Raw genomic sequence first — 21,481 nt, forward strand, 5'->3', positions numbered from 1 at the left:
GATAACCGGTTTGAAAATAAGGAAAGATGAGGAAAACAGAATGAAAAAGAGAACAGGAATCAACTATGGAAGAAAATATGCGGCGATAACACTGGCAGCAGTGACCGCAGCATGTACAGGAGCAACTGCAGGCAGTGCGGTAACCGTAGCTGCGGCAGAAGAAAATAAAACTCTGGTATATGCAGGTGAGTCAGAAAGTACAATTAATCCCCTTCTGAATAACCATGATGAACTTCCGGATCTTATTTTTTCAGGACTGATGAAATATGATGCCAATGGAAAGCCGGTAGAGGATCTTGCAGAGAGCTATACCTTTGACAAGGATACCAATACCTATACTTTTAAACTTCGAGATGGTGTTAAGTGGCATGATGGAGAAGATTTCAATGCAGAGGATGTTGTATACACTTATAAGGAGCTTACAGAGGATGAAACCCTGGGAGTCAGCATCACCAGCAACTATCAGGACATTACAAGTATTGAGGCACCGGATGATCAGACTGTGATCTTTACACTGGATCAGTATGATGCTGCCATGCTGGATTACTTTACCATGGGAATCCTTCCAGAGCATCTTCTGGAAGGGGAGGACATAAATACTACATCCTTTAACCAGAATCCGGTGGGAACAGGCCGTTATAAATTTGAAGACTGGGATGCTACCGGCGGAATGATCACACTGAAACGAAATGAAGATTATTACGGAAAGGTTCCGAATATTGAAACCGTTGTATACCGTACAGTGTCGGATGAGACTACAAAGGCAACCATGCTCCAGTCCGGCGAGGCGGATCTTGCATGGCTGAATTCCAACTATGCTTCTCAGTTCAAGGATAAGGACGGATATAATTACTGGGAGTTCACCACAGCAGATTACCGTGGAGCTGCCATGGATATGAGTACAGATTTCTGGAAGGAAAACGGAGATTCCATCGGCGTTCTGAATTATGCGCTGGATAAGGATTCCATTATTGCAGGTGTTCTTGCAGGACAGGGAGAGCCGGCATACAGCCCGATCCAGAGAAACCCTCTCGGAACAGATAAGGAAGCCAATATCTACTCCTATGATCTGGATACCTTTGCAAAGAAGATGGAAGAGCTGGGATGGAAAAAAGGTGATGATGGGATCTATGAGAGAAACGGACAGAAATTCCACTTTACCATCCAGGTACGTGATTACGAAGAAGAGCGTGTGGATATTGCCAATGTCATGTCTGATATGCTGAAGCAGGCTGGTGTGGAAATGGAAGTAAAGCTTGTTACCAAATTTGACTGGGATGCAGGATACAATGGATTTCTTGCCGGCTATGCAACACAGTTTGACCCGGATATGGCATATGTAAACTTTGTAACCGACGCAAGTGGAAACAACATGCATTATTCCAATGCAGATGTGGATAAATATCTTGAGGAAGGCCGTCACGGTGAGACTGAGGAAGCCAGAAAAGAAGCATATAGTGAATTCGAAAAGGCATATGCCAAGGCACCTGGAATCCTTCTGGTTGCTTATCTTCAGGGAGATTATGTAGGCGTTTCCGGACTTGACGGACTGGATACCACACGTGTTCTGGGACATCATTCCGTAGGTGTTATGTGGAATATTGAAGACTGGACCATTACAAAATAAGGAAAAGATCATGCAGGAAACCGTTTTGGAATTAAAAAACTATTCGGTAAGCTTTGACACACCGGACGGCAAGGTACAGGCCGTCCGGAATGTTGATCTCACGGTAAAAAAAGGAGAGATACTTTGTATCGTAGGTGAGTCCGGATGTGGAAAAACCGTTATGTGCCGTAGCGTGATGAAGCTTCTGCCACCGAATGCACATGTAAAAAGCGGAGAGATCAGTCTCTGCGGAGAGAATATCACAGCCTATAAAAGAAAAAAAATGGAAAAGCTGTGCGGAAGTAAGGTAAGCATGGTGTTCCAGGATCCTATGCTGACGCTGAATCCGACGATCCCTGTTGGCAAACAGATCACAGAGGCTATTATCAAAAATCAGAAAGTATCCAGGGATGAGGCGAAAAAAAGAGCTGTGGAAATGCTGAAGCTGGTAGGGATTCCGGATGCAGAACAGCGATATGGACTGCAACCTCATTTTTTTTCCGGAGGAATGCGTCAGCGTTGTGTGCTGGCTATTGCACTGGCCTGTGATCCGGAAATATTATTTGCCGATGAGGCGACTACAGCACTGGATGCAACCGTGGAAGCAAAGATTCTGGATCTGCTTCTTGAGCTGAGAGAAAAAACAGGGATCAGTATTGTGTTCATATCTCATGATCTGGGAGCTGTTGCAAGGATCGCAGACAGAGTTGCAGTTATGTATGCAGGAAAGATCATTGAGATCGGGACAGCGGAAGAGGTTTATTATGATCCCCGGCATCCTTATACCTGGGGACTTCTGTCTTCACTGCCTGTATTTGCAGGTGAAAAAGGGGAGCTGAATCCGATCCCCGGAATGCCGCCCTCTCTTTTGAATCCTCCGCCGGGAGATGCATTTGCCGTTCGAAATCCCCAGGCGCTGGCAATCGATTATGAACAGACTCCGCCGATGTTTAAAGTCAGTGATACGCATTATGCAGCCACATGGCTTCTGGATGAAAGAGCTCCGAAAATAGAAAAGCCCGCCATTTTGAAGGACAGATTACAGGAAAACAGCGGCCGTAAACAGAAACCGGATAAAAAGGAAGCGTCATTTTTACAGAAAACAGAACAGAAACAGGCGCCTGTACTGATCGAAGCCAGAAATCTGAAGCAGCATTTCCGTATCCGTTCCGATTATACGATCCATGCAGTGGATGATGTTTCCTTCCGTATCCGGGAAGGTGAGATCATGGCACTGTTGGGAGAGACCGGCTGCGGAAAATCCACAACAGCCAGAACGCTTGCAGGAATCTACCGGCCCACAGGCGGGGAGATCTTTTATCAGGGAGAAAGAGTGCCGGATAAAAAGGATCCTTTCGGAATGCGGAAGAAAATGCAGACTGAGATCCAGATGATCTTTCAGGATTCGGGCGCTGCACTGAATCCCCGAATGAGCATACGGCAGATCATGCTGGAGCCTGTAAAGATCAGCCGCAGGATCCGTGACAGAGAAATGCTGGAGAACAGGCTTCGGGAAATCCTGAAGGAGACAGGACTGGATGAAAGCATTCTGTCGAAAAAGCCGGGAGAGCTTTCCGGCGGACAGAGACAGAGAGTTGCCATAGGAAGAAGCCTTCTCATGGAACCACGTCTTATCATCGCAGATGAACCGATCGCATCGTTGGATATTTCTATCCAGGCACAGATCGTCATGCTTTTTAAAAAGCTTCAGCAGGAAAAAAGATTTTCTTTTCTTTTTATTGCCCATGATCTGTCAATGGTACGTTTTTTAAGTGATACAACAGGTGTGATGAAAAACGGAAAGCTGGTAGAAATGGCACCTACAAAAGAGCTTTTTGAAAATCCGCAGCATCCTTATACACAGTCCCTGCTTTCTGCGCTCCATATCCCGGATCCGCTGGAAGAGAGAAAACGAAGGCTGATCGAGTATGAAGAGCCACAGTCTCTTGGAGAGGGCTGGAAAGAATTATCCGCATGTCATTGTGTGAGAATATAAGAACATAATGGAATACATATGCATGACAAAATGGAATATGTAAAATCCCCCCGCCGGGGTTGTGGCAGAACAGCCGTGTTGTTAAACTTTTGTTATTCGAAATACTGAGAAACAAAGTGCGGAGAGGAAAATATGGGAAAATATATAATAAAACGGTTGCTGCAGCTGATCCCGGTCCTGATCGGGATCACCTTTCTTTCTTTTGCCATGATGCGTCTTGCCGGCGGAGATGCAGTAACTTATATGTATGAAAATGCAGGCTCTGCAGTATCCCAGGAGGTCATTGATAATGCAAAGGCAGAATATGGCCTTGATAAACCATTCCTTGTACAATATGCTGCCTGGTTTGCGGGAATGGCAACCGGAGATATGGGAGAGAGCTATGTGTCTCACAGAGATGTCTATGAAACCTTTATTTCAAAGCTTCCGGCAACGATGATGCTGACTCTGTCATCGATCCTTCTTACGATTGTTCTTGCGATCCCGTTGGGAATCCTATCAGCAGTAAAGCACAACAAATGGGTAGATTATCTGATAAGATTTTTAAGCTTTATCGGCAATTCCATGCCGAATTTTTTTGCTGCCATGGTCCTGATGTATTTTCTGTCCATCAGGCTGGGCGTTTTACCGGTAGTCACAAATACAGATCTTGGACAGAGTATTATTCTGCCGACACTGACACTGGCGATCTCCATGGCCGCAAAATATACCAGACAGGTGCGTGCCACGGTTCTGGAAGAACTGAATAAGGATTATGTGACCGGAGCCCGGGCAAGAGGGATCCGCAGTCGTGTGATCATCTGGAAGAATGTAATGAAGGCTTCCATGCTGACGATCATCACACTGCTGGCTCTGTCCATCGGCAATCTTCTGGGAGGAACTGCCATTGTGGAAAATATCTTTATGTGGGATGGTGTCGGAAAACTGGCGGTAGATGCGATCACCATGCGTGACTATCCGATCATCCAGGCTTATGTGGCATGGATGGCGGTTATTTATGTTCTGGTAAATCTGGTGACAGATATTATTTACCACTATCTGGATCCGAGAGTACGACTTGGAGGTGACAGAGCATGAGTGGAAAAAATAATATCACAGTCCGGAAACAGAAGATCCGGAAAAATCATACAAAAGCAAAGCTTGTCTTTTTTCTTGTGCTTACAGCATTGCTTCTGTTTGTAGCGGCATTTGCAAAATATCTCTGCCCTTATGATCCTTATGCCCAGGATCTGGCACTTGCTCAGAAACCGCCGGGACCGGAGCATCTGCTCGGGACAGACCGTTATGGAAGAGATATGCTTTCCCGTGTGATCATAGGAAGTACGACCAGTATTTATGCAACGCTGCTCCTAGTTGCAGTGATCACTGTGGTGGGAACGGCTATTGGTATTTTCTGTGGCTGGAAGGGCGGCAAAGCCGATACTGTTCTGATGCGTATCTCCGATCTGTTCCTGGCTTTTCCGGGACTGGTATTTGCCCTGGCAGTAGCAGGTGTTCTGGGAGGCGGTATCCAAAATGCCATTATTGCTCTGGCGGTGATCAGCTGGCCGAAGTTTGCAAGACTTGCCAGAGGGCTTACCCTGACTCAGAAGGACTCTGCATATCTTATGGCGGCAAAGCTTTCCGGGAGCAGTACAGGAAAGCTTCTGCTCAAACATATCCTTCCAAATATTGCAGGCCCCATACTTGTTACGTCAGTTCTTGATATCGGAACCATGATGATGGAGCTGGCAGGACTTTCCTTTCTCGGACTTGGTGTAAAGCCTCCAATGGCAGAATGGGGAAGTATGATCAACGATGGAAGAAGTATGCTGCAGATTTCACCGTGGATGGTACTTGCGCCGGGAATGGCGATTTTTATTACAGTAATGATCTTTAATCTTCTGGGAGATACGATCCGTGATTATATGGATCCGAAGGAACGAAACAGGAGAAGAGGATAACAGGCACTTATAAATAAGCATAACACAGAAAGTGAGAGCGGAGATTATGAAGAAAAAGATTCTGGCAGCAATGCTTGCTGCGTCAATGGTCATGAGCATGACGGGAGTTCCGGCAGCAGCAAAAAGCAAAGAAAAGAGTGAAGGAACTACCTTTGTTTACGGAACTACCGGATACAGTGAAGAAATGGGAGATGCAGGATTAAACCCTCACGACAATTATTCCGGATGGAGCTGTCTGCGTTATGGTGTAGGAGAAACACTGTTTAAGTACAATGACAACATGGAGGTAGAGCCATGGCTTGCTACAGACTATGAATTTACAGACGATAATACAGTAAAGATCACCCTTCGTGACGGTGTGAAATTTTCCAGCGGAAGAACCATGGACGGAGAAGCGGTAAAGGAATGTCTGGAAGATCTGATCGCAAACCATGACCGTGCACCTTACGATATGAAGATCGATAAGATCGAAGCAGATGGAATGACAGTAACAATCCATACTTCCGAACCATGTCCGGCACTGATCAATTATCTCGGTGACCCGTATGGTGCCATCATTGATATGGATTATGGCGTACAGGGAGAGGGTGGCTCTGCAAATGTGGCAGGAACAGGCCCCTATGTTGCAACAGAGGTATCCCCAACAGAGATCAAGCTGGTAAAAAATGAGGATTACTGGGGCGGAGATGTAAAGGCAGACAACGTTATCGTAAAATCTTTCTCAGATGGAAGTGCCCTGACAGCAGCATTACAGACAGGAGATGTGCAGGGAACTTACGGGCTTCAGTACGATAATTATGCCCTGTTTGACGGAAATCCGGATTATCAGATCAGCTCCGTGGCAACAAGCCGCTGTTTCTTCGGACAGTTTAACATGGAATCAGAGCTGATGCAGGATCAGAATGTGAGAAAAGCCATTGAGATGGGAATCGATAAAGAGGGATTTTGCAGCGTGATCATGCAGGAACGGGGCGTTCCGGCAGTGGGTGCTTTCCCGGGCAGTTTTTCTTATGGAAATGATGCAGTGAAGGCACCGTCTTATGATCCGGAAGAGGCAAAAAAACTTCTGGAAGAATCCGGATGGAAGGATACAGATGGTGACGGATATGTAGATAAGGATGGAAAAAAACTTTCTATTACATGGCTGACCTATCCTACACGTCTGGAGCAGCCGAAGCTTGCCGAATATGCACAGTCCACTTTAAAGGACATCGGAATTGAGGTAAATGTAAACAACACGGCAGATCATGCAACTTATGCGAAGAACGGCGATTTTGACGTATATGTAAGTTCTCTTACAACGGCACCTACCGGTGATCCGGAGTATTTTTTTACAAGTACGGTTGTATCTGACGCTGCCAAGAATTATGGTAAATACAGCAATGCTGCGCTGGATGATATCGTAACGAAGATGCATGAGACTTTTGATACTGATGAGAGAAGTAAACTTGCCATTGAAGCACAGCAGACGATCCTGGATGATGATGCGTATTTCTTTGTTTCCCATCTGAATATGGGGCTTGTATCGAAGGCAAATGTGTCAGGGCTGGCTGCGCATCCCTGCGATTATTATGAGATCACGGCGGATCTGGAAGTGAAATAATGACAGGGACAGAAGAATGTGAGCCCAAACGAAGATAAATGTACAGCAGAATGTAATATAAATGTCTGCGGTATCTGTCGGGAAAAAACGAGGAGTTAAGATGGAACCATTGTTGAAATTTGAACATGTAACGATCTGCTATAATGGAGAAAACGTTGTACAGGATATAAATCTGGAACTGAACAGGGGAGAGATCCTGGGAGTGGTAGGAGAGTCCGGAAGCGGAAAAAGCACCATCATCAAGGCAGTCATGGGACTTCTGGGAAACGAAGGCATGGTGACAGAAGGAGATATCTGGTACAAAGGAAAAAATGTAGTGGATATGCAGGAAAAAGAACTCCGCACACTTCTGGGACCGGAGATCGCCATGATCTTTCAGGATTCAGGAGCAGCTCTTTGCCCCATCCGTACCGTAGGTGACCAGATTTATGAAAGTCTCCGTGAACACGAAAAGATCAGCCGCCATGAATGCGACAGACGTGCGTTGGAAATGATGGCGAAGATCGGGCTCAAAGATGGAGGGCGTGTTTTAAAGAGCTATCCCTTTGAATTGTCCGGTGGTATGAATCAGCGTGTGGGAATCTGTATTTCCATGCTGCAGAATCCGTCGCTTCTTCTGGCAGATGAGCCTACCAGTGCTCTGGATGTAACCATACAGAAACAGGTGGTTGAGGAAATGCTGCTGATGCGTAAGGAATACGGAACAGCCATGATCGTTGTCACACACAACATCAGCGTGGTGGAAAAAATGGCAGATAAGGTTCTGGTACTGAAAAACGGAAAGGTGAGGGAATACGGAAAAACAGCTCAGGTTCTGACAGATCCGGAGGATCCCTATACAAAAGAGCTTATGAGTTCGGTACCTCGTTTGAAACGTACAGGTACCGGAAATGGAGGCAGATGATGACAGAAAATAAAAACATTCTGGAAGTACATCATTTGAAAAAAAGCTTCACCACCGGTAAAAAATCCTTCACGGCTGTAGAAGACGTAAGCTTTTCTCTGAAAACGGGGGAAGTATTAGGAATCGTAGGGGAATCCGGCTCAGGAAAAAGCACTGTGGCGAAGATGATCACACATCTGACAGAACCCACCGCCGGAGAAATTTTTCTCATGGAAAGGGATATCACACATGCAAAGGGAAAAGATCTCCGGGAAATCTACCGGGGAATGCAGATGGTTTTTCAGACACCGGCAGAATCCTTTGACCCCAGATGCACTCTTGGGGACGGGATCGGGGAAAGTCTCCGGAATATGGGGATAAGTAAGAAGGAAACCAGGAACCGTGTGGAAAAGCTTCTGCTTACCTGCGGACTGACTCCGGAATATGCAGATCGGTATCCCCATCAGGTCAGCGGAGGGGAGTGCCAGAGAGCGGCTATTGCCAGAGCCCTGGCTGTGGAACCCAGAGTGCTGATCTGTGATGAAGCAACCAGCGCCCTGGATGTGACTGTGCAGAAACAGATCATGGAACTGCTTCAGCAGTTAAAAAAAGAAAACCAGCTGTCCTTTCTTTTTATCTGTCATGACCTGGCCCTTGTCCAGCTGTTCTGCGACCGGGTGATCGTGATGCATGACGGACATGTGGAAGAGGAAGGGACACCGGAAGAGATCATTGAGCATCCGAAGACAGAGTATACGGAGCAGCTGATTCGGTCGGTACTGTAATAATAACAGATAAAAACAAAAGAGCGAAGCCCTCAGTAGTGCGAATACTGAGGGCTTTTTTGCAGGTTATACGTTGACGCATTTTCTCTCACCCGATATAATTAAAAAAGAATCGAAACCGGATGAAAACGGAATAAATATAGAGGAGACCACAAAAAATGGCAGAAAATTTACAGATCAGACTGTCAGATCCCGGTGAGGCGGATCGTCTGGCAGAGATCGAGGCAATCTGTTTTCCACCTGCGGAGGCGGCAAGTCATGAGGAAGTTGTGAAGCGTATGGGAGCCTTCCCGGAGAATTTCGTTGTAGCAGTAAAGGATGAGCAGATCGTAGGTTTTATCAACGGAGGAACCACAGATAAACCAGTACTCCCGGATGAATTTTATCATGATATCACTCTTCACAGAAAGGACGGGGAGATTCAGACTGTATTCGGACTGAATGTGATCCCTGAATACCGTCATCAGGGGATTGCCGGAGAGCTTGTGGAATATTTCAAGGAGCTTGCGAAAGAGCGTGGAAAAAAAGCCCTGATCCTTACCTGCAAGGAGCATATGATCCCATTCTATGAGAGCCACGGACTGAAGAAGCTGGGTGTGGCAGATTCCTGTCATGGCGGAGCAACCTGGTATGATATGCAGATCTGGTTCTGAGAAATGAAGACAGTAACAGAAGAAAAAAGAAGAGTCAGCTGCAGAAACAGAGACCAGCTGAATAAGAAACCAGAGGAAAAATAAATGAGAATACGAATGTACAATGTGGGGTTCGGGGACTGTTTCTGTATCCGTGACAGAAAAAGCAGCCTGCTTGTGGATTTCGGGGCAGCCAACAGCAAGATCGAAGGGCGGCCACGGAGAGAGGTCTTTGATGTGATCATCTCAGACCTTACTACTATCCGCAAAAAAAATCTGCTTCTGACACATTTTCATCCGGACCATGTTTCCGGATTACTTTATATGATGCGTTACCGAAGAGATGCCTACGAATTTGAAAAGATCTATCTTCCGGATGTATTTTCCGGTCCGGAAATGAAATACACACTGGCGCTTCTGCTCCTTGCGGATGTGACAAAAAAGGCCAGTCTTCCCGGAAGACGTGTCAGCCTTTTTGCCCTTGCAGAAGCTCTTTGCGCCAGAAGGGTAAAGATCGACCTTTTATCCAGAGGCTCAGAGTTTGAGGGAAAATATACAGCGCTCTGGCCGGATCTCAGTGAAGTCAGCCGGGAGACAGAGGAGGTATTTAATTCTCTGATCGAGAATCACGAAAATGCAATGACAGAGCTTGTGAACATTGCGGAGGAAGTAAGAGAGCTGTTTCTGTCCATGACAGAGGAGACACTGGAAGCAGAGGAGAAATCGGAGCCACTGTCTGTGCCAGAAGATACAGATGGGCCAGAGAGCTCTTTGAAAGACCCGAGAGAGTACAGCGGGGAAAACGAAGAATATACACAGGAAAAACTGGTGCTTGCAAATGAAGATGCAGGCGCAGCAATAGAAGATACAGCAGAAGATCCGGAAGAAACCGAAAAAGAGAGAGTACGTCGTCTCAACCCGGAAAAACTGGAAAAGAAATTTCGTGAATTACAGGCAACAGAAGAATTTCAGGCACTTCTGGAGAGTGCGGAAAAACAGGGCCATTCCCTGCGACAGTTCCGCCACAAGATCAGCCTGGCATTCCAGAACACCATTGACGGCGAACTGAACCTTCTGTTCACCGGAGATGTACAGCCACAGTATATGAAGATGATCGCAGAGAATTATGACGGAAAGATCCAGCTTCACGAACATTACTGGTGCATCAAGGTACCTCATCATGGAACAGAATCTCATTTCTTCGATTTCAGCGGTTTTTCCCCGGAAAACATGATGATCCCCAACGGGGCGTACTACGATAACAGCAAGAAGAAATCCAAGAACCAGAGAACTTCCATGCAGTATGGCGGCCTGTTTTATATTAATGATGCTCATATGTACTGTTCCAACTGTGACTGCTGCGACAGTTATGAAAATGGATGTTCCTGCAGAGAGTACGATGTAATTTCACCATCATATTATAAAGATATCTGATCTGTAAAAAAAAGGGGGCACACTAGGTGTCACATATTGAAAGAATTGTGTAAATGTAATAAAATTTTTGGAAAAGAAAAGATTTATCGCAATACCAGATAAATTCAAACAAATTGGACAATTAAGATCTAATATCAATCCAGAGGAAGGAGCGGGAATGTATGTATTGCGGAAGATGCGGTGCAGAAATAAAAGATAAAACAGCCAGATTCTGCGACAACTGCGGAGCGCCGCTGGAAACGGGCGGCGGTCAGAATGACTATGGCAGTGAAGATACATATAATGGAAGAGGTAATCGCAGAAACGGTACTTACAGTGGAACGGGTACCTATAATGATGGCGGAAATGGGACATACGGAACTTATGATCAGCCGTATAATAACGGAGGAAACGGAACCTATAACCGCTCACATAATAACAGAGGAAACGGAACTTATAATGGGACTTACAACAGGCGCACTGGTCAGAACCAGCAGGATGATAATCTGATCTGGGATGACGGACTGCCGGAAGTGCCAGATAACAGAGGAAACAAGGGCGATCAGAAAAAATGGCTGATCAGTATTGGATGTACAGTTGGAATCCTCGTGATAACAGTTGTCGTACTTGCTCTTCTCCTCGGAAAAAATTCCGGAGGAAGCGCCTCGGATATTGTAGTGAATATCACACAGGCACCAAAGGCTGAAATCTCACAGAACAGCACCAAAACAGCAAAAGCTGATACAGAAGAGAAACAGAATACAACAGCATCCAATCAGTCCACAACAAAAAACAGCAGTACACAGAAAAGTGTAAAAATTGCGACACCTACACCGTCAGCTGCAACAGATGCACAGGAGCTGCAGATCACAAATGAGCAGAAACCCCAGAGCTCATCTGCACAGAAAAAACAGTCAACGGTGCAGCCATCAAAAAAAAGTACACAGAAAAACACACAGTCTGCGAATACACAAAGTCAGCAGTCCCAGCAGACACAGCAGTCTGCTTCCCAGAGCCAGGCAGATAAAGATCTGGAGGCACTTCGAAATGCGCCGGTACAGGAATATACCATGCCGGAAGAAAGCACAAACAGCAGTACACAGAGTTCTCAGAACTCTACAGCAGGTACAACATCCGGATCTTCTTCAACGGCAACAACTGCAGGCTCAGGAGATTATATTTTTCCGGAGAGCAATTCCGCATATCTGACCAGGGATCAGCTGGAAGGCCTTTCCAAAGACCAGCTGGCGTATGCAAGAAATGAGATTTACGCGAGACATGGAAGAAGATTCCAAGACCAGATGTTCCAGGATTATTTCAATGCGAAATCATGGTATGTACCGCAATACGATCCAGACCAGTTCGATGCCATGCAGGATACGATCTTTAATGAATATGAAAAAGCAAACGCCAAGTTGATCCTTGAGGTAGAACAGGAACATGGATACACATACTGATCCGGTGAAAATGAGGTGATATTATGCTTTCAGAAGAGATGACAGGACGTCTTGTCAATGAGATCCGGCGTTTTCTTATAGCAGATGCGGCGACTTTGAGTAAGGCAAACGATGAACAGCTGCGAAGAAGAATTGCGGATATTATAGACCATAAGCTGGTGAATTACAGGATAAGCCCTCAGGAGCGCTCCAGGATCGTACGTCTGGTATTCAGTTCCATCCGTGGAATGGGAATCCTGGATGAGATCCTTGCAGATGACAGTATTACAGAGATCATGATCAACGGACCATTCCACATTTTTGTGGAGCGTGCAGGAAGACTGGAAGCTCTGAACAAAAAATTTGCCAGCGAAAATGAGCTGAGAAATATCATTCAAAAGATGGTAGGGTCTGTTGGAAAAGAGGTCAATGAAGCCAATCCGATCGTAGATACACGACTGGCAGACGGCTCCCGTGTAAACGTGGTCCTGCCGCCGCTTTCCCTGTCGGGCCCCATTGTGACCATCCGAAAGTTTTCCAGAACTCCGATGACGGTAGACCAGCTTTTGAAATATGGTTCCATTACACCGGAAGCAGCGGATTTTCTGGGAAAACTGGTAAGAGCCAAGTATAATATCTTTATCAGTGGGGGTACAGGCTCCGGAAAAACAACGTTTCTCAACGCCATGTCGAATTTCATTCCACGGGATGAACGTATCATAACGATCGAGGACTCTGCGGAGCTTCAGATCGTAAATATTGATAATATCGTAAGTCTGGAAACAAGAAATGCCAACACTTCCGGAAAAGGTGAGGTAACCATCCGTGATCTTATCAAATCCGCACTGCGAATGCGACCGGAGAGGATCATTGTTGGAGAGGTTCGAGGCGCGGAAGCACTGGATATGCTGCAGGCAATGAACACAGGCCATGACGGAAGTCTTTCTACGGGCCATGCCAACTCGACCAGAGATATGCTGAGCCGTCTGGAAACCATGGTGCTGCAGGGAAATGCAGGCCTGCCGCTTCCGGCTATCCGCCAGCAGATTTCCTCCGCACTGGATATCATCATCCATCTTTCCAGACTGCGTGATAAATCCAGACGAACCATGGAGATCACAGAAGTTCTGGGCTGTAAAAACGGAGAAATTCAGCTGAATCCATTATTTGTATTCAAGGAAACCCAGGGAAGTACGCTGGAAAAAGTGCAGGGACGACTGGTACGCACAGGAAATCCTCTGTATAATGATTATAAACTGCGGCTTTCCGGAATGCATTCAGGCCTGTAGATCATCAGGCCAAAAGGAAGATTATGAAAAAAGAAAAAAAACCAAAAACAAAAACTGTAAAACAAAAGAAAGTAAAACCTCAGAAAATAAAACAGAAGAAGGTTAAAGCTCCCAAATATATACCTGTAAAACCTGTTTTCGGAACAGCGGAGGATTATTATATTTATCGTCTGAATCCGGTGGAAACCGCAACAGGTGCGCTATTGGGCGGAATCGTGGGATTTTTCTTCAGTATGGTATTTTTCAGAAATGTGATTTTTTCCCTGATCGTAGGGCTGCTCCTTGTTGTTCCGGGAATCCGGAAATACCGGGATTATCTGAAAGACAAAAGAATGAAAAATCTTCTGTACCAGTTCCGTGATATGATGGAATCTCTTTCCGCATCCTATTCCGCAGGTAAAAATACCCAGGGAGCTTTTTTGGATGCCTGCGGAGATCTGATCGGAATCTATGGAGAAAAAGCAGATATTGTAAAAGAACTGAAACTGATCGTAGATGGTATTTACAACGGACAGAGCGTTGAAGAGATGCTGAGTAATTTTGCGGCACGAAGCCATCTGGACGATATCGAAAGTTTTGCCACGATCTTTGAGGTGACCAACCGCTATGGTGGTGATATGAGACGAGTGGTTGGTGAGACCAGAGAGATCATTAATGATAAGATCGAGATGGAAATGGAGATTCGGACTTTACTTACGGCGAATAAGAACGATTTGAATATTATGATTATCCTGCCGGTATTGCTTATGTTAATGTTGAATGGAATGGGAAATATGTCCATTGTGCAGAATACACCATTAAATGTAATAGTAAAGATTGGAGTACTTATTCTTTTCGGAGTTGCTTACTATATGGGAAGAAAAATTGTAGATATCAAGATATAGGGAGAGAAAAGCAGTGGATTATTTTCAGTTGATTTTACTTGCACTGGCAACACCATTTACACTGATCTGGATATATCTGGCCATAACCGGTGGGAAAAAATATCAGAAATATACAGACAGTTCTTTTGCAAAAGAATTTCAGATGAGTGAGCTTTTGTGTGTGGGATTTTCGGTTATGAGAATTCTGCATATCAGTACAAAGACAAGAGCTGCACAGGCTAAAATACGTGAAATTGCCGAGATCAAAGGGAAAAAATATGCGGAGTATTACTATTATATGCTTCTTGGGGCAAAAACAACGTATACATATACGATTGTTATAGTTGTAATGCTTCTTTCTGCAATGTCAAACAACAAAGGTCTGTTATTTATGGGATTAATTGTGGGAGGGCTTTTGATTTTATACCTGGATCTTGCACTTTTTGATAAGCTGACGGCAAGAAGACAGGAAATCTTACTGGATCTTCCACAGGTCTTATCAAAATTAACTTTGTTGGTTAATTCAGGAATGGTGCTCAGGGATGCATGGAAAAGAGTCTCCATAACAGGAGAGAGGGTACTTTACCAGGAAATGCAGAATACTAATCTCGAAATGGAAAATGGTGTTGCAGAAATTGACGCATACAGAAATTTTGCAGAACGATGTAATGTGAAGGAGATACGTAAGTTTACTTCTCTGATCATACAGAATCTGAATAAAGGTAACGAGGAACTTGCTTATTTCATGAAAGATCTTTCTGATGAAATGTGGGAGGTCAAAAAAAGTCAAGTGAAGCAGAAAGGTGAGAAAGCAAATACACAATTGCTTTTGCCGATGATGCTGATTCTTATCGGAATTCTGATTATGGTTATGGTTCCGGTAATGCAACAGGTATGATAATAAACGGCATAAGCCGATTATTATAAAAATATTGCACAATGCAAACGAAAATGGAGGACAAGAGTATGACTAGAAAACTTAATTTACTTTGGATCAGCGCAGGAAACAAAATCCGCAATTTTGTGGAAGAGTTTAAGAATGAAGAGGAGGGAATTGCTGAGATTGTTGCGATTGTTCTGATTATTCTTATTGTTGTTGGCGTGGCGGCTACATTTAATACTAATATAGGCAATGTTGTAGAAAACGTATTTGGTAAACTGACAAATTTTGTAGATAATAACTAAAATATGAACAGGGAAAACAATAACTCCGAAACAGGCGCCATCATGGTAGAAGCCGCCATCTATTTTCCCATCACCATTGGCATTGTCATGGTGGTGCTCTATTTCGGATTATTCAAGTTGCAGGAGAGCTACTTTTTCTTTCAGGTAGAAAGAGCAGCTACAGAGCTGGCGAGAGAAGCGTCTTACCCTGGCTATGACAGTTTTACAGATGAAAATCCTCTGAAAAACAGCAAGGTGGATTTTGACTGGGAAAACGGTCCGTCGGAATCACAGACGAAATCTTACTATGCTGCATATAAAGGCAGTGCTTCGAAGATCTACCGATGGGGAGTGGACAGTAAGCTTGCCAGGCGGGCAGCAGATTACCAGCAGGCGCTTCAGAAAAACAGTGCATTGTTTTCCATGGGGCGCACAGAAGCCTATGTAAAGGTCAACAGTTCCTTTTTGTCCAAGTCGGTACAGGCAGAACTCAGGTATGTTGTTTCCACGCCCGGGATACTGAAGTATCTGGGACTACGGGACAGCCTGACGATCTATACGGCGGCATATCAGCCGGCAATCAACAGCACGGACTTTGTGAGAAATGTGGATCTGGCCTGGGACATGGGAAACTTTTTCCTGAAAAAGCTGGGACTGGACGGAAAGGCTCAGAAACTGGGAGAAACCTTTGATAAGGTGAAAAATTTTTTGTTTTAACTGGGGAGGGAAGTGTATGCAGTTATTTTGCGGGAAACAGAGAGGATCGATCTGCGTACTTCTGACGTTGATATTGGTACCGGTCTTGATGTTTAGCGGAATTATTGTAGATGCTTCCCGCCTTTTTGCGTCAAAGACAGTAGTATCCGGTGCCGGAGATCTGACCATGAATGCGGCACTGGCACAGTATGATAAGAAACTGAAGGATACATATGGACTGACAGCCATGGCAAAAACTCCGGATTCACCGGACGAACAGCAGAAGCTGGAGCAGATGTTCAAAGAATCCATCAACGCAAAAAATCTGACAGGTGAAAGCAGCGATGGCTTAAGTTCACTGATACAGCTGGAAGAAACTGGCTTTGAGGCAAAAGGGGTGGCATCTTCATCCCTGGCAGAAAACGATGTTTTCCGTCAGCAGGTTATGGAATATATGAAATTCCGGGGACCTGTCTATATGGCGGATGATATTGTGGGGAAGATCAAGAAGCTTCCTTTCAACAATGTAAAAAAACAGCAGAAATATGTAAAAGCAAAGTCAGAATACGCCCTGAAAGCGTCAGAACTCAGCGAGCCTATACAGGAGGCAAAGGAAGCTGTGGAAGCACAGACGGGTGCGGTAGATCAGTTGTCAAATACAGATACTGGTTTTGCGGAGGAATATCAGAAAAAAACAGTATTTCGTCTGGCTGCGAAATCACTGCAGAAATATCTGAACGAAGAGATTGATGCACCGTTTCCGGAGGAAGCACCTGATCCGTTGACGTATGATGTGATTGAAGAATATCTGAATTATCCATTCAGCTGGGACAGCGGGAATACTACATTTGATGATCAGATGTATAAAAATATGGTAACTTTACTTGCTGTGTATCAGGTAGCAGAAGCTGATTCAGAAGTGAGAGCTGAAATCAGTGAAAGATTTACTTCAGAAGAAATACAGACATTTAATTCCATCAAATCTGTGATCAACGGAAATATCAGCAGTATGAATAAAATCTATTCTGATGCGGCCAAAACATATCAGGCCTGCATTAAGGCTTTGGAGAAAAAAGCGGATGAGATCATAGATAATGGGAAAAAAGCCAACTCAGCGCTGGATGACGTGCTGAAATGCTGGAGGAAGGTTGCTTCTAAAAAAGAAGCATATAACAAGGCAAAAGAAGATCTGATCGCAGCCGGAGAAACGGTTGAGGAAAGTGCCGGAGAAGATATTGAAATTAATGAAACAGATCTTAAAGAACTGAAAGAAACGATTCAGAATAATATAGATACAGCGAAAGCCTTTAAAGAAATGATAAAGAAATTCAAAAAGGTAACGAGAAATTTTGAAAAACTTTCTGTGGATGAGGAAGAGGCATCATATATAAGAAGTATGGGCGGCACAGCAGCTACAGAAACATTCTGGGCCCAGCATGAGGAGGAAATCGGTGGAAGTCTGTTAAATGAACAGTTCAGGGGAGGATCTTTTTATAATCCTGAGGATACAACCTTTTATCAGACCACCCTTTCCGGTGTAAAAAATGAAGACAGTGACACGACGCAGGAAGATACCAGAGCGCAGAACAGAGAAGCGGCAAAAGAGGCCAGCGGAAATTATACACAGACGAAAGACTCTCTGAATAATTCCGGAAAAGAGCAAAACCTTTCAGAAAAAGAAGGGTATCCTTCCAAGTATCCGAGCGGAATCGCCAAAACATCAGCAAGTGCAACGGGAAACAGTCCGGCAGAAGTAGATGTAAGTGCAGATAAAAAAGCAGTAGAAAGTTCCAAGGATAATGTGGATCTTCTGAACAGTGTTCTGACCTGCCTGGACAATCTGTCCGGCGGGATAATGGAACAGGCATATCTCATGGAATACACCACAGAAATGTTTAACTGTATCACGACCAAAGACGAAGATACGTCGCTCAGCAATGACAAACTTTCCGAACATGTGATCTGGAATGGGGAAATTGAATATATCCTTTATGGAAATGCTTTTACCGGCAAGAACAAAACACTGGCAGTAGCACAGCTCTATGGAACAAGGCTTGCCATTGACAGTTTATATGTTTTTATGGATTCAACTCTGAATGTAGAAGCAGATACAGTGGCAACGGTTGTATGCGGAGCAACCGGGCAGCCATGGCTTTATCCGGTTGTAAAATATGGATATCTTTTCTGTAATGCGCTGAGAATGGCAGCAACGGAAACCGTAGCGCTGGTTAACGGAGAAGAGTCGGCAGTATGGCCGGGAAAAGCGGATGGCCTTAAGTTCACTTACAAAGATTACATGAAATTATTTGTTCTGGTTAAGCTTGCAGATGAGAATGGTAAAAAGGATCTCTCCGTCCGTGCGGCAGACTGTATCCAGCTGAACACCGGCTCAACGCTAAGTCAGAAATATACCATGCTGACGCTGAACGCGAAGGTACAGACATCAACCACATTCCTTCCGAAAGTTCCGGAATTTCTGGGAAAAGGAAAGAGTACAGATGATGGCAGGAGAATCATAGATTACAAGAGTGTTTTGGCTTATTAACAGGAGGGGCAATGTCAGACAGAAAAGAAAATGGTTCGATCACTGTGGAGGCAGCACTGTTTATTCCCATGTTCCTGTTCGCGTTTATGTGCATATTCAGTCTGATCTCCTGTGTGAGGGCACAGGTACTGATCCAGTATTCTGTGGATCAGGCAGCGAAAGAGGTTGCGGAATACAGTTACATACTGGAAAAGACAGGCGTTCTGGACGCATATAAAGGACTTAATACAAAATCAGAAGAATTCTCAAAACAGATGGAGGACATTAAATCCAATCTGGAAGTGATCGAGAATACAGCCAAAAGTGTTACAAACGGACAGGGAACCATACAGGATGTGGCAGATGCCGGAAAGGCGGGAAAAGCTACATATGATCAGCTGAAAGAATATAAGAAAAATCCCAAGGAGTTTGTGAACGGTGTTCTGAACTATGTGAAAAACGGCGCATGGAACAAGCTTGCCAGTTATATGACAGGAGTCGTTGCAAAATCCTGTGTGAAGCAGCAGCTGAGTGTGGCTTCCGGAGGACAGGATGCAGACGAATATCTGGAAAAACTGGGAGTTTCCAATATGAAATTCAGCAAAAGTTCCTGGTGTGCAAAAGGTACCAATGACATAAAGATCGTTGTGGATTATGATATCAAAACGGAATTCCCGTTCTTTGATCTGGGAACAAGACATTACCGTGTCTGCGCTTCAACCCGCGTATGGGCAGGCAGCTGACGGATTGACCAAGGAGAAAAAATGGAACATATAAAAAGTCTTATAAAAGAAAAAAAATATATCCTTCTGATCATAGCAGCACTTGTTTTAGCCGAGATATTTTTTTTCAGCAAATATGGCTATCACTGGCTGAAAGCAGTCCGATATATGATATTGACGGTTTTTATGGTTTTTCTCGGATTTATCGATCAGCAGAAAACCATTATACCCAATAAGCTTCTGCTTTTCATGTTTGTCATAAGGGCAGTGATACTGGCAGGAGAAATTACAGTGAAGCCTTCTTACTGGCTGGATATCCTGAAATCAGCAGGAGGTGGAATGCTGCTGGGATTTCTGATCTTTTTTCTGGCCAGGATCTTTTCCAGAAAAAGTGTCGGAATGGGAGATGTGAAGCTGGCAGCCGTGCTGGGATGGTATCTTGGAGGCTCTCTGATATGGTTTGACATTGTTGTGAGTTTATCGCTTGCGGCACTTTATTCGATCGTACAGCTGATCCTCAAAAAACTGAACATGAAGGATTCCATTCCGCTTGCTCCGTTTTTTTCTGTGGGAACGATCCTGATTTTGTTACTTGGCTTTTGATTCGTAGAGGTGCGTATGAAAAAATTAATGGTTCTGATGATGACCGGTCTGCTTGTGGGAGCATGGTATACAACATTTACTTCTGCAGTGGAAAAACCGATGGAATATAAAAAATGTCTCCAGCAGGCTCAGAAAAATGAAGAAAAAGGAATTTATTACGATGCAATCCTGGAATATAAGAAAGCATTGGAGTATGATGGAGATAACCGAAATATCTATATGAAGATCGCGGAAGATTACAGAAATATGGGAGATGATTCCGGTTTTGTGGATGCATGCAACAGTGCGATCTCTCTTGACGGAGATAATGAACAGGCAATCCTGACACTGGCAGATTATTACGTGGAGCAGGATGAGAAACAGGACGCCATTGCCCTTCTGAAAAAACACATCAAAAAGAAAAAAAACAGTGGCGCGCTGAAGGCAAAGCTGGATTCTCTAGCAGGAGATTTCCAGTTTATCGGAGATGAATACGATAATATTTCAGAAACCTGCAACCATTATATGAGGATCACATCCGGAGAAGATGTGGGTATCCTGGATGAAGATGGAAATTCTGTGATCCGTGCGGAATATCAATATATCGGAATGTTTGGTGAAAACGGTTTCGCGCCGGTTGAGAAAGACGGCGAATGGTATTATATAGATACAAACGGTTATAAGCGGCGACAGCCGGACGAGACTTATGAATATCTGGGAACCTTCAATGAAGGGGTACTTCCTGCAAAAAAGAACGGGAAATATGGATTCCTGGATGAAGATTTCAATGAAAAGACGGAATTTGAATATGATGCGGCGACACCTATGCTTAATGGTATTGCAGCAGTAAAAAAAGATGAAAAGTGGGCTCTTATTGATAAGGACCTGAAGATTATTACAGATTTCGGATTTGACGATGTAGTCAGGGATGCCTGGGGCTTCTGCTCCAGAAATGGTGTTGTCTTTGTAAAAACCGGTGAGCAGTATCAGCTGCTTAACAGTTCCGGTGTACAGATCGGCGAAAATTATGAAGCAGTTTCTCCGTTTATTTCCAAAAATCCCGCAGCAGTTCAGCAGGCTGGAAAATGGGGATTTGTTTCATCAGAAGGAGAAAAAGTTCTGGACTGTATGTTTGAAAAAGCAAGAAGCTTTTCTGCCATTGGATATGCGGCAGTTCAGTCGGATGAAAGTTGGGGATTTATTAAGAGCAATGGTGATTTTGTGGTAAATCCGCAATTTGCAGATGCCAAGAATTTTAACAGCAGTGGAATTGCACCAGTACTGTCAGAAGGAAAATGGAAACTGATCCAGCTGGATATATACTAAGAAAAGGAGATAAAGAGT

19 protein-coding genes are annotated in these 21,481 nt (G+C 44.4%); all 19 read left to right on the plus strand.

The window, feature by feature from the left end; translation table 11 throughout:
• The first annotated feature begins 40 nt into the window (after positions 1 to 40).
• The 19 genes from GPK81_RS02515 (at position 41) to GPK81_RS02605 (ending at position 21,463) form a co-directional block, all read left to right on the plus strand.
• The gene (locus GPK81_RS02515; protein ID WP_215706482.1) at positions 41 to 1,627 is read left to right on the plus strand and encodes an ABC transporter substrate-binding protein; all 1,587 of its coding nucleotides are present in this window, start codon (positions 41 to 43) and stop codon (positions 1,625 to 1,627) included.
• Positions 1,628 to 1,652: 25 nt separating this feature from the next.
• Positions 1,653 to 3,602, plus strand: a complete 1,950-nt coding sequence (locus GPK81_RS18200; protein WP_275945126.1) for a dipeptide ABC transporter ATP-binding protein — start codon at positions 1,653 to 1,655, stop codon at positions 3,600 to 3,602.
• Positions 3,603 to 3,734: 132 nt separating this feature from the next.
• A complete protein-coding gene (nikB, locus tag GPK81_RS02525) occupies positions 3,735 to 4,679 on the plus strand; it encodes a nickel ABC transporter permease (RefSeq protein WP_215706484.1) in 945 nt (314 codons plus the stop codon).
• On the plus strand, positions 4,676 to 5,545 hold the full coding sequence (gene nikC / locus GPK81_RS02530) for a nickel transporter permease (protein WP_110102741.1): 870 nt from the start codon (positions 4,676 to 4,678) through the stop codon (positions 5,543 to 5,545). Before nikB ends, nikC begins: the two co-directional genes overlap by 4 nt.
• Positions 5,546 to 5,636: 91 nt before the next feature.
• Positions 5,637 to 7,148, plus strand: a complete 1,512-nt coding sequence (locus GPK81_RS02535; RefSeq protein ID WP_442860739.1) for an ABC transporter substrate-binding protein — start codon at positions 5,637 to 5,639, stop codon at positions 7,146 to 7,148.
• A gap of 100 nt (positions 7,149 to 7,248) precedes the next feature.
• Entirely contained in the window at positions 7,249 to 8,052 is an 804-nt protein-coding gene (locus tag GPK81_RS02540; RefSeq protein WP_215706486.1) for an ABC transporter ATP-binding protein, read from the plus strand.
• On the plus strand, positions 8,052 to 8,816 hold the full coding sequence (locus GPK81_RS02545) for an ABC transporter ATP-binding protein (RefSeq protein WP_215706487.1): 765 nt from the start codon (positions 8,052 to 8,054) through the stop codon (positions 8,814 to 8,816). The genes GPK81_RS02540 and GPK81_RS02545 overlap by 1 nt, the downstream gene beginning before the upstream one ends.
• A gap of 158 nt (positions 8,817 to 8,974) precedes the next feature.
• Entirely contained in the window at positions 8,975 to 9,469 is a 495-nt protein-coding gene (locus GPK81_RS02550) for a GNAT family N-acetyltransferase (protein ID WP_118607853.1), read from the plus strand.
• Positions 9,470 to 9,553: 84 nt separating this feature from the next.
• Positions 9,554 to 10,882 (plus strand): MBL fold metallo-hydrolase, encoded by a 1,329-nt coding sequence (locus GPK81_RS02555; RefSeq protein WP_252196579.1) that lies wholly within the window; start codon positions 9,554 to 9,556, stop codon positions 10,880 to 10,882.
• A 161-nt stretch (positions 10,883 to 11,043) separates the two neighbouring features.
• On the plus strand, positions 11,044 to 12,318 hold the full coding sequence (locus GPK81_RS02560; protein ID WP_215706488.1) for a YARHG domain-containing protein: 1,275 nt from the start codon (positions 11,044 to 11,046) through the stop codon (positions 12,316 to 12,318).
• A gap of 38 nt (positions 12,319 to 12,356) precedes the next feature.
• Entirely contained in the window at positions 12,357 to 13,586 is a 1,230-nt protein-coding gene (locus GPK81_RS02565; RefSeq protein WP_215706508.1) for a CpaF family protein, read from the plus strand.
• 23 nt (positions 13,587 to 13,609) lie between these two features.
• The gene (locus GPK81_RS02570) at positions 13,610 to 14,470 is read left to right on the plus strand and encodes a type II secretion system F family protein (protein ID WP_118071322.1); all 861 of its coding nucleotides are present in this window, start codon (positions 13,610 to 13,612) and stop codon (positions 14,468 to 14,470) included.
• Between the two features lie 13 nt (positions 14,471 to 14,483).
• A complete protein-coding gene (locus GPK81_RS18245; RefSeq protein ID WP_118071321.1) occupies positions 14,484 to 15,347 on the plus strand; it encodes a type II secretion system F family protein in 864 nt (287 codons plus the stop codon).
• 68 nt (positions 15,348 to 15,415) lie between these two features.
• Positions 15,416 to 15,634 carry a Flp1 family type IVb pilin gene (locus GPK81_RS02580; protein WP_174087744.1) on the plus strand — a complete coding sequence of 73 codons (219 nt, stop codon included), beginning with the start codon at positions 15,416 to 15,418 and terminating at the stop codon, positions 15,632 to 15,634.
• Between the two features lie 3 nt (positions 15,635 to 15,637).
• On the plus strand, positions 15,638 to 16,330 hold the full coding sequence (locus GPK81_RS02585; protein ID WP_021977189.1) for a TadE/TadG family type IV pilus assembly protein: 693 nt from the start codon (positions 15,638 to 15,640) through the stop codon (positions 16,328 to 16,330).
• Positions 16,331 to 16,346: 16 nt separating this feature from the next.
• The gene (locus tag GPK81_RS02590; RefSeq protein WP_215706489.1) at positions 16,347 to 18,854 is read left to right on the plus strand and encodes a DUF5702 domain-containing protein; all 2,508 of its coding nucleotides are present in this window, start codon (positions 16,347 to 16,349) and stop codon (positions 18,852 to 18,854) included.
• An 11-nt stretch (positions 18,855 to 18,865) separates the two neighbouring features.
• Complete coding sequence (locus tag GPK81_RS02595) at positions 18,866 to 19,576, plus strand: TadE/TadG family type IV pilus assembly protein (protein WP_021977321.1); 711 nt, start codon at positions 18,866 to 18,868, stop codon at positions 19,574 to 19,576.
• Positions 19,577 to 19,597: 21 nt separating this feature from the next.
• Positions 19,598 to 20,158 (plus strand): prepilin peptidase, encoded by a 561-nt coding sequence (locus GPK81_RS02600; RefSeq protein ID WP_118071317.1) that lies wholly within the window; start codon positions 19,598 to 19,600, stop codon positions 20,156 to 20,158.
• 15 nt (positions 20,159 to 20,173) lie between these two features.
• The gene (locus GPK81_RS02605) at positions 20,174 to 21,463 is read left to right on the plus strand and encodes a WG repeat-containing protein (RefSeq protein ID WP_021977323.1); all 1,290 of its coding nucleotides are present in this window, start codon (positions 20,174 to 20,176) and stop codon (positions 21,461 to 21,463) included.
• Positions 21,464 to 21,481: the final 18 nt, after the last annotated feature.

Origin of the sequence: Blautia sp. MCC283, from assembly GCF_018785565.1 — a bacterium.
GTDB lineage: Bacteria > Bacillota > Clostridia > Lachnospirales > Lachnospiraceae > Blautia_A.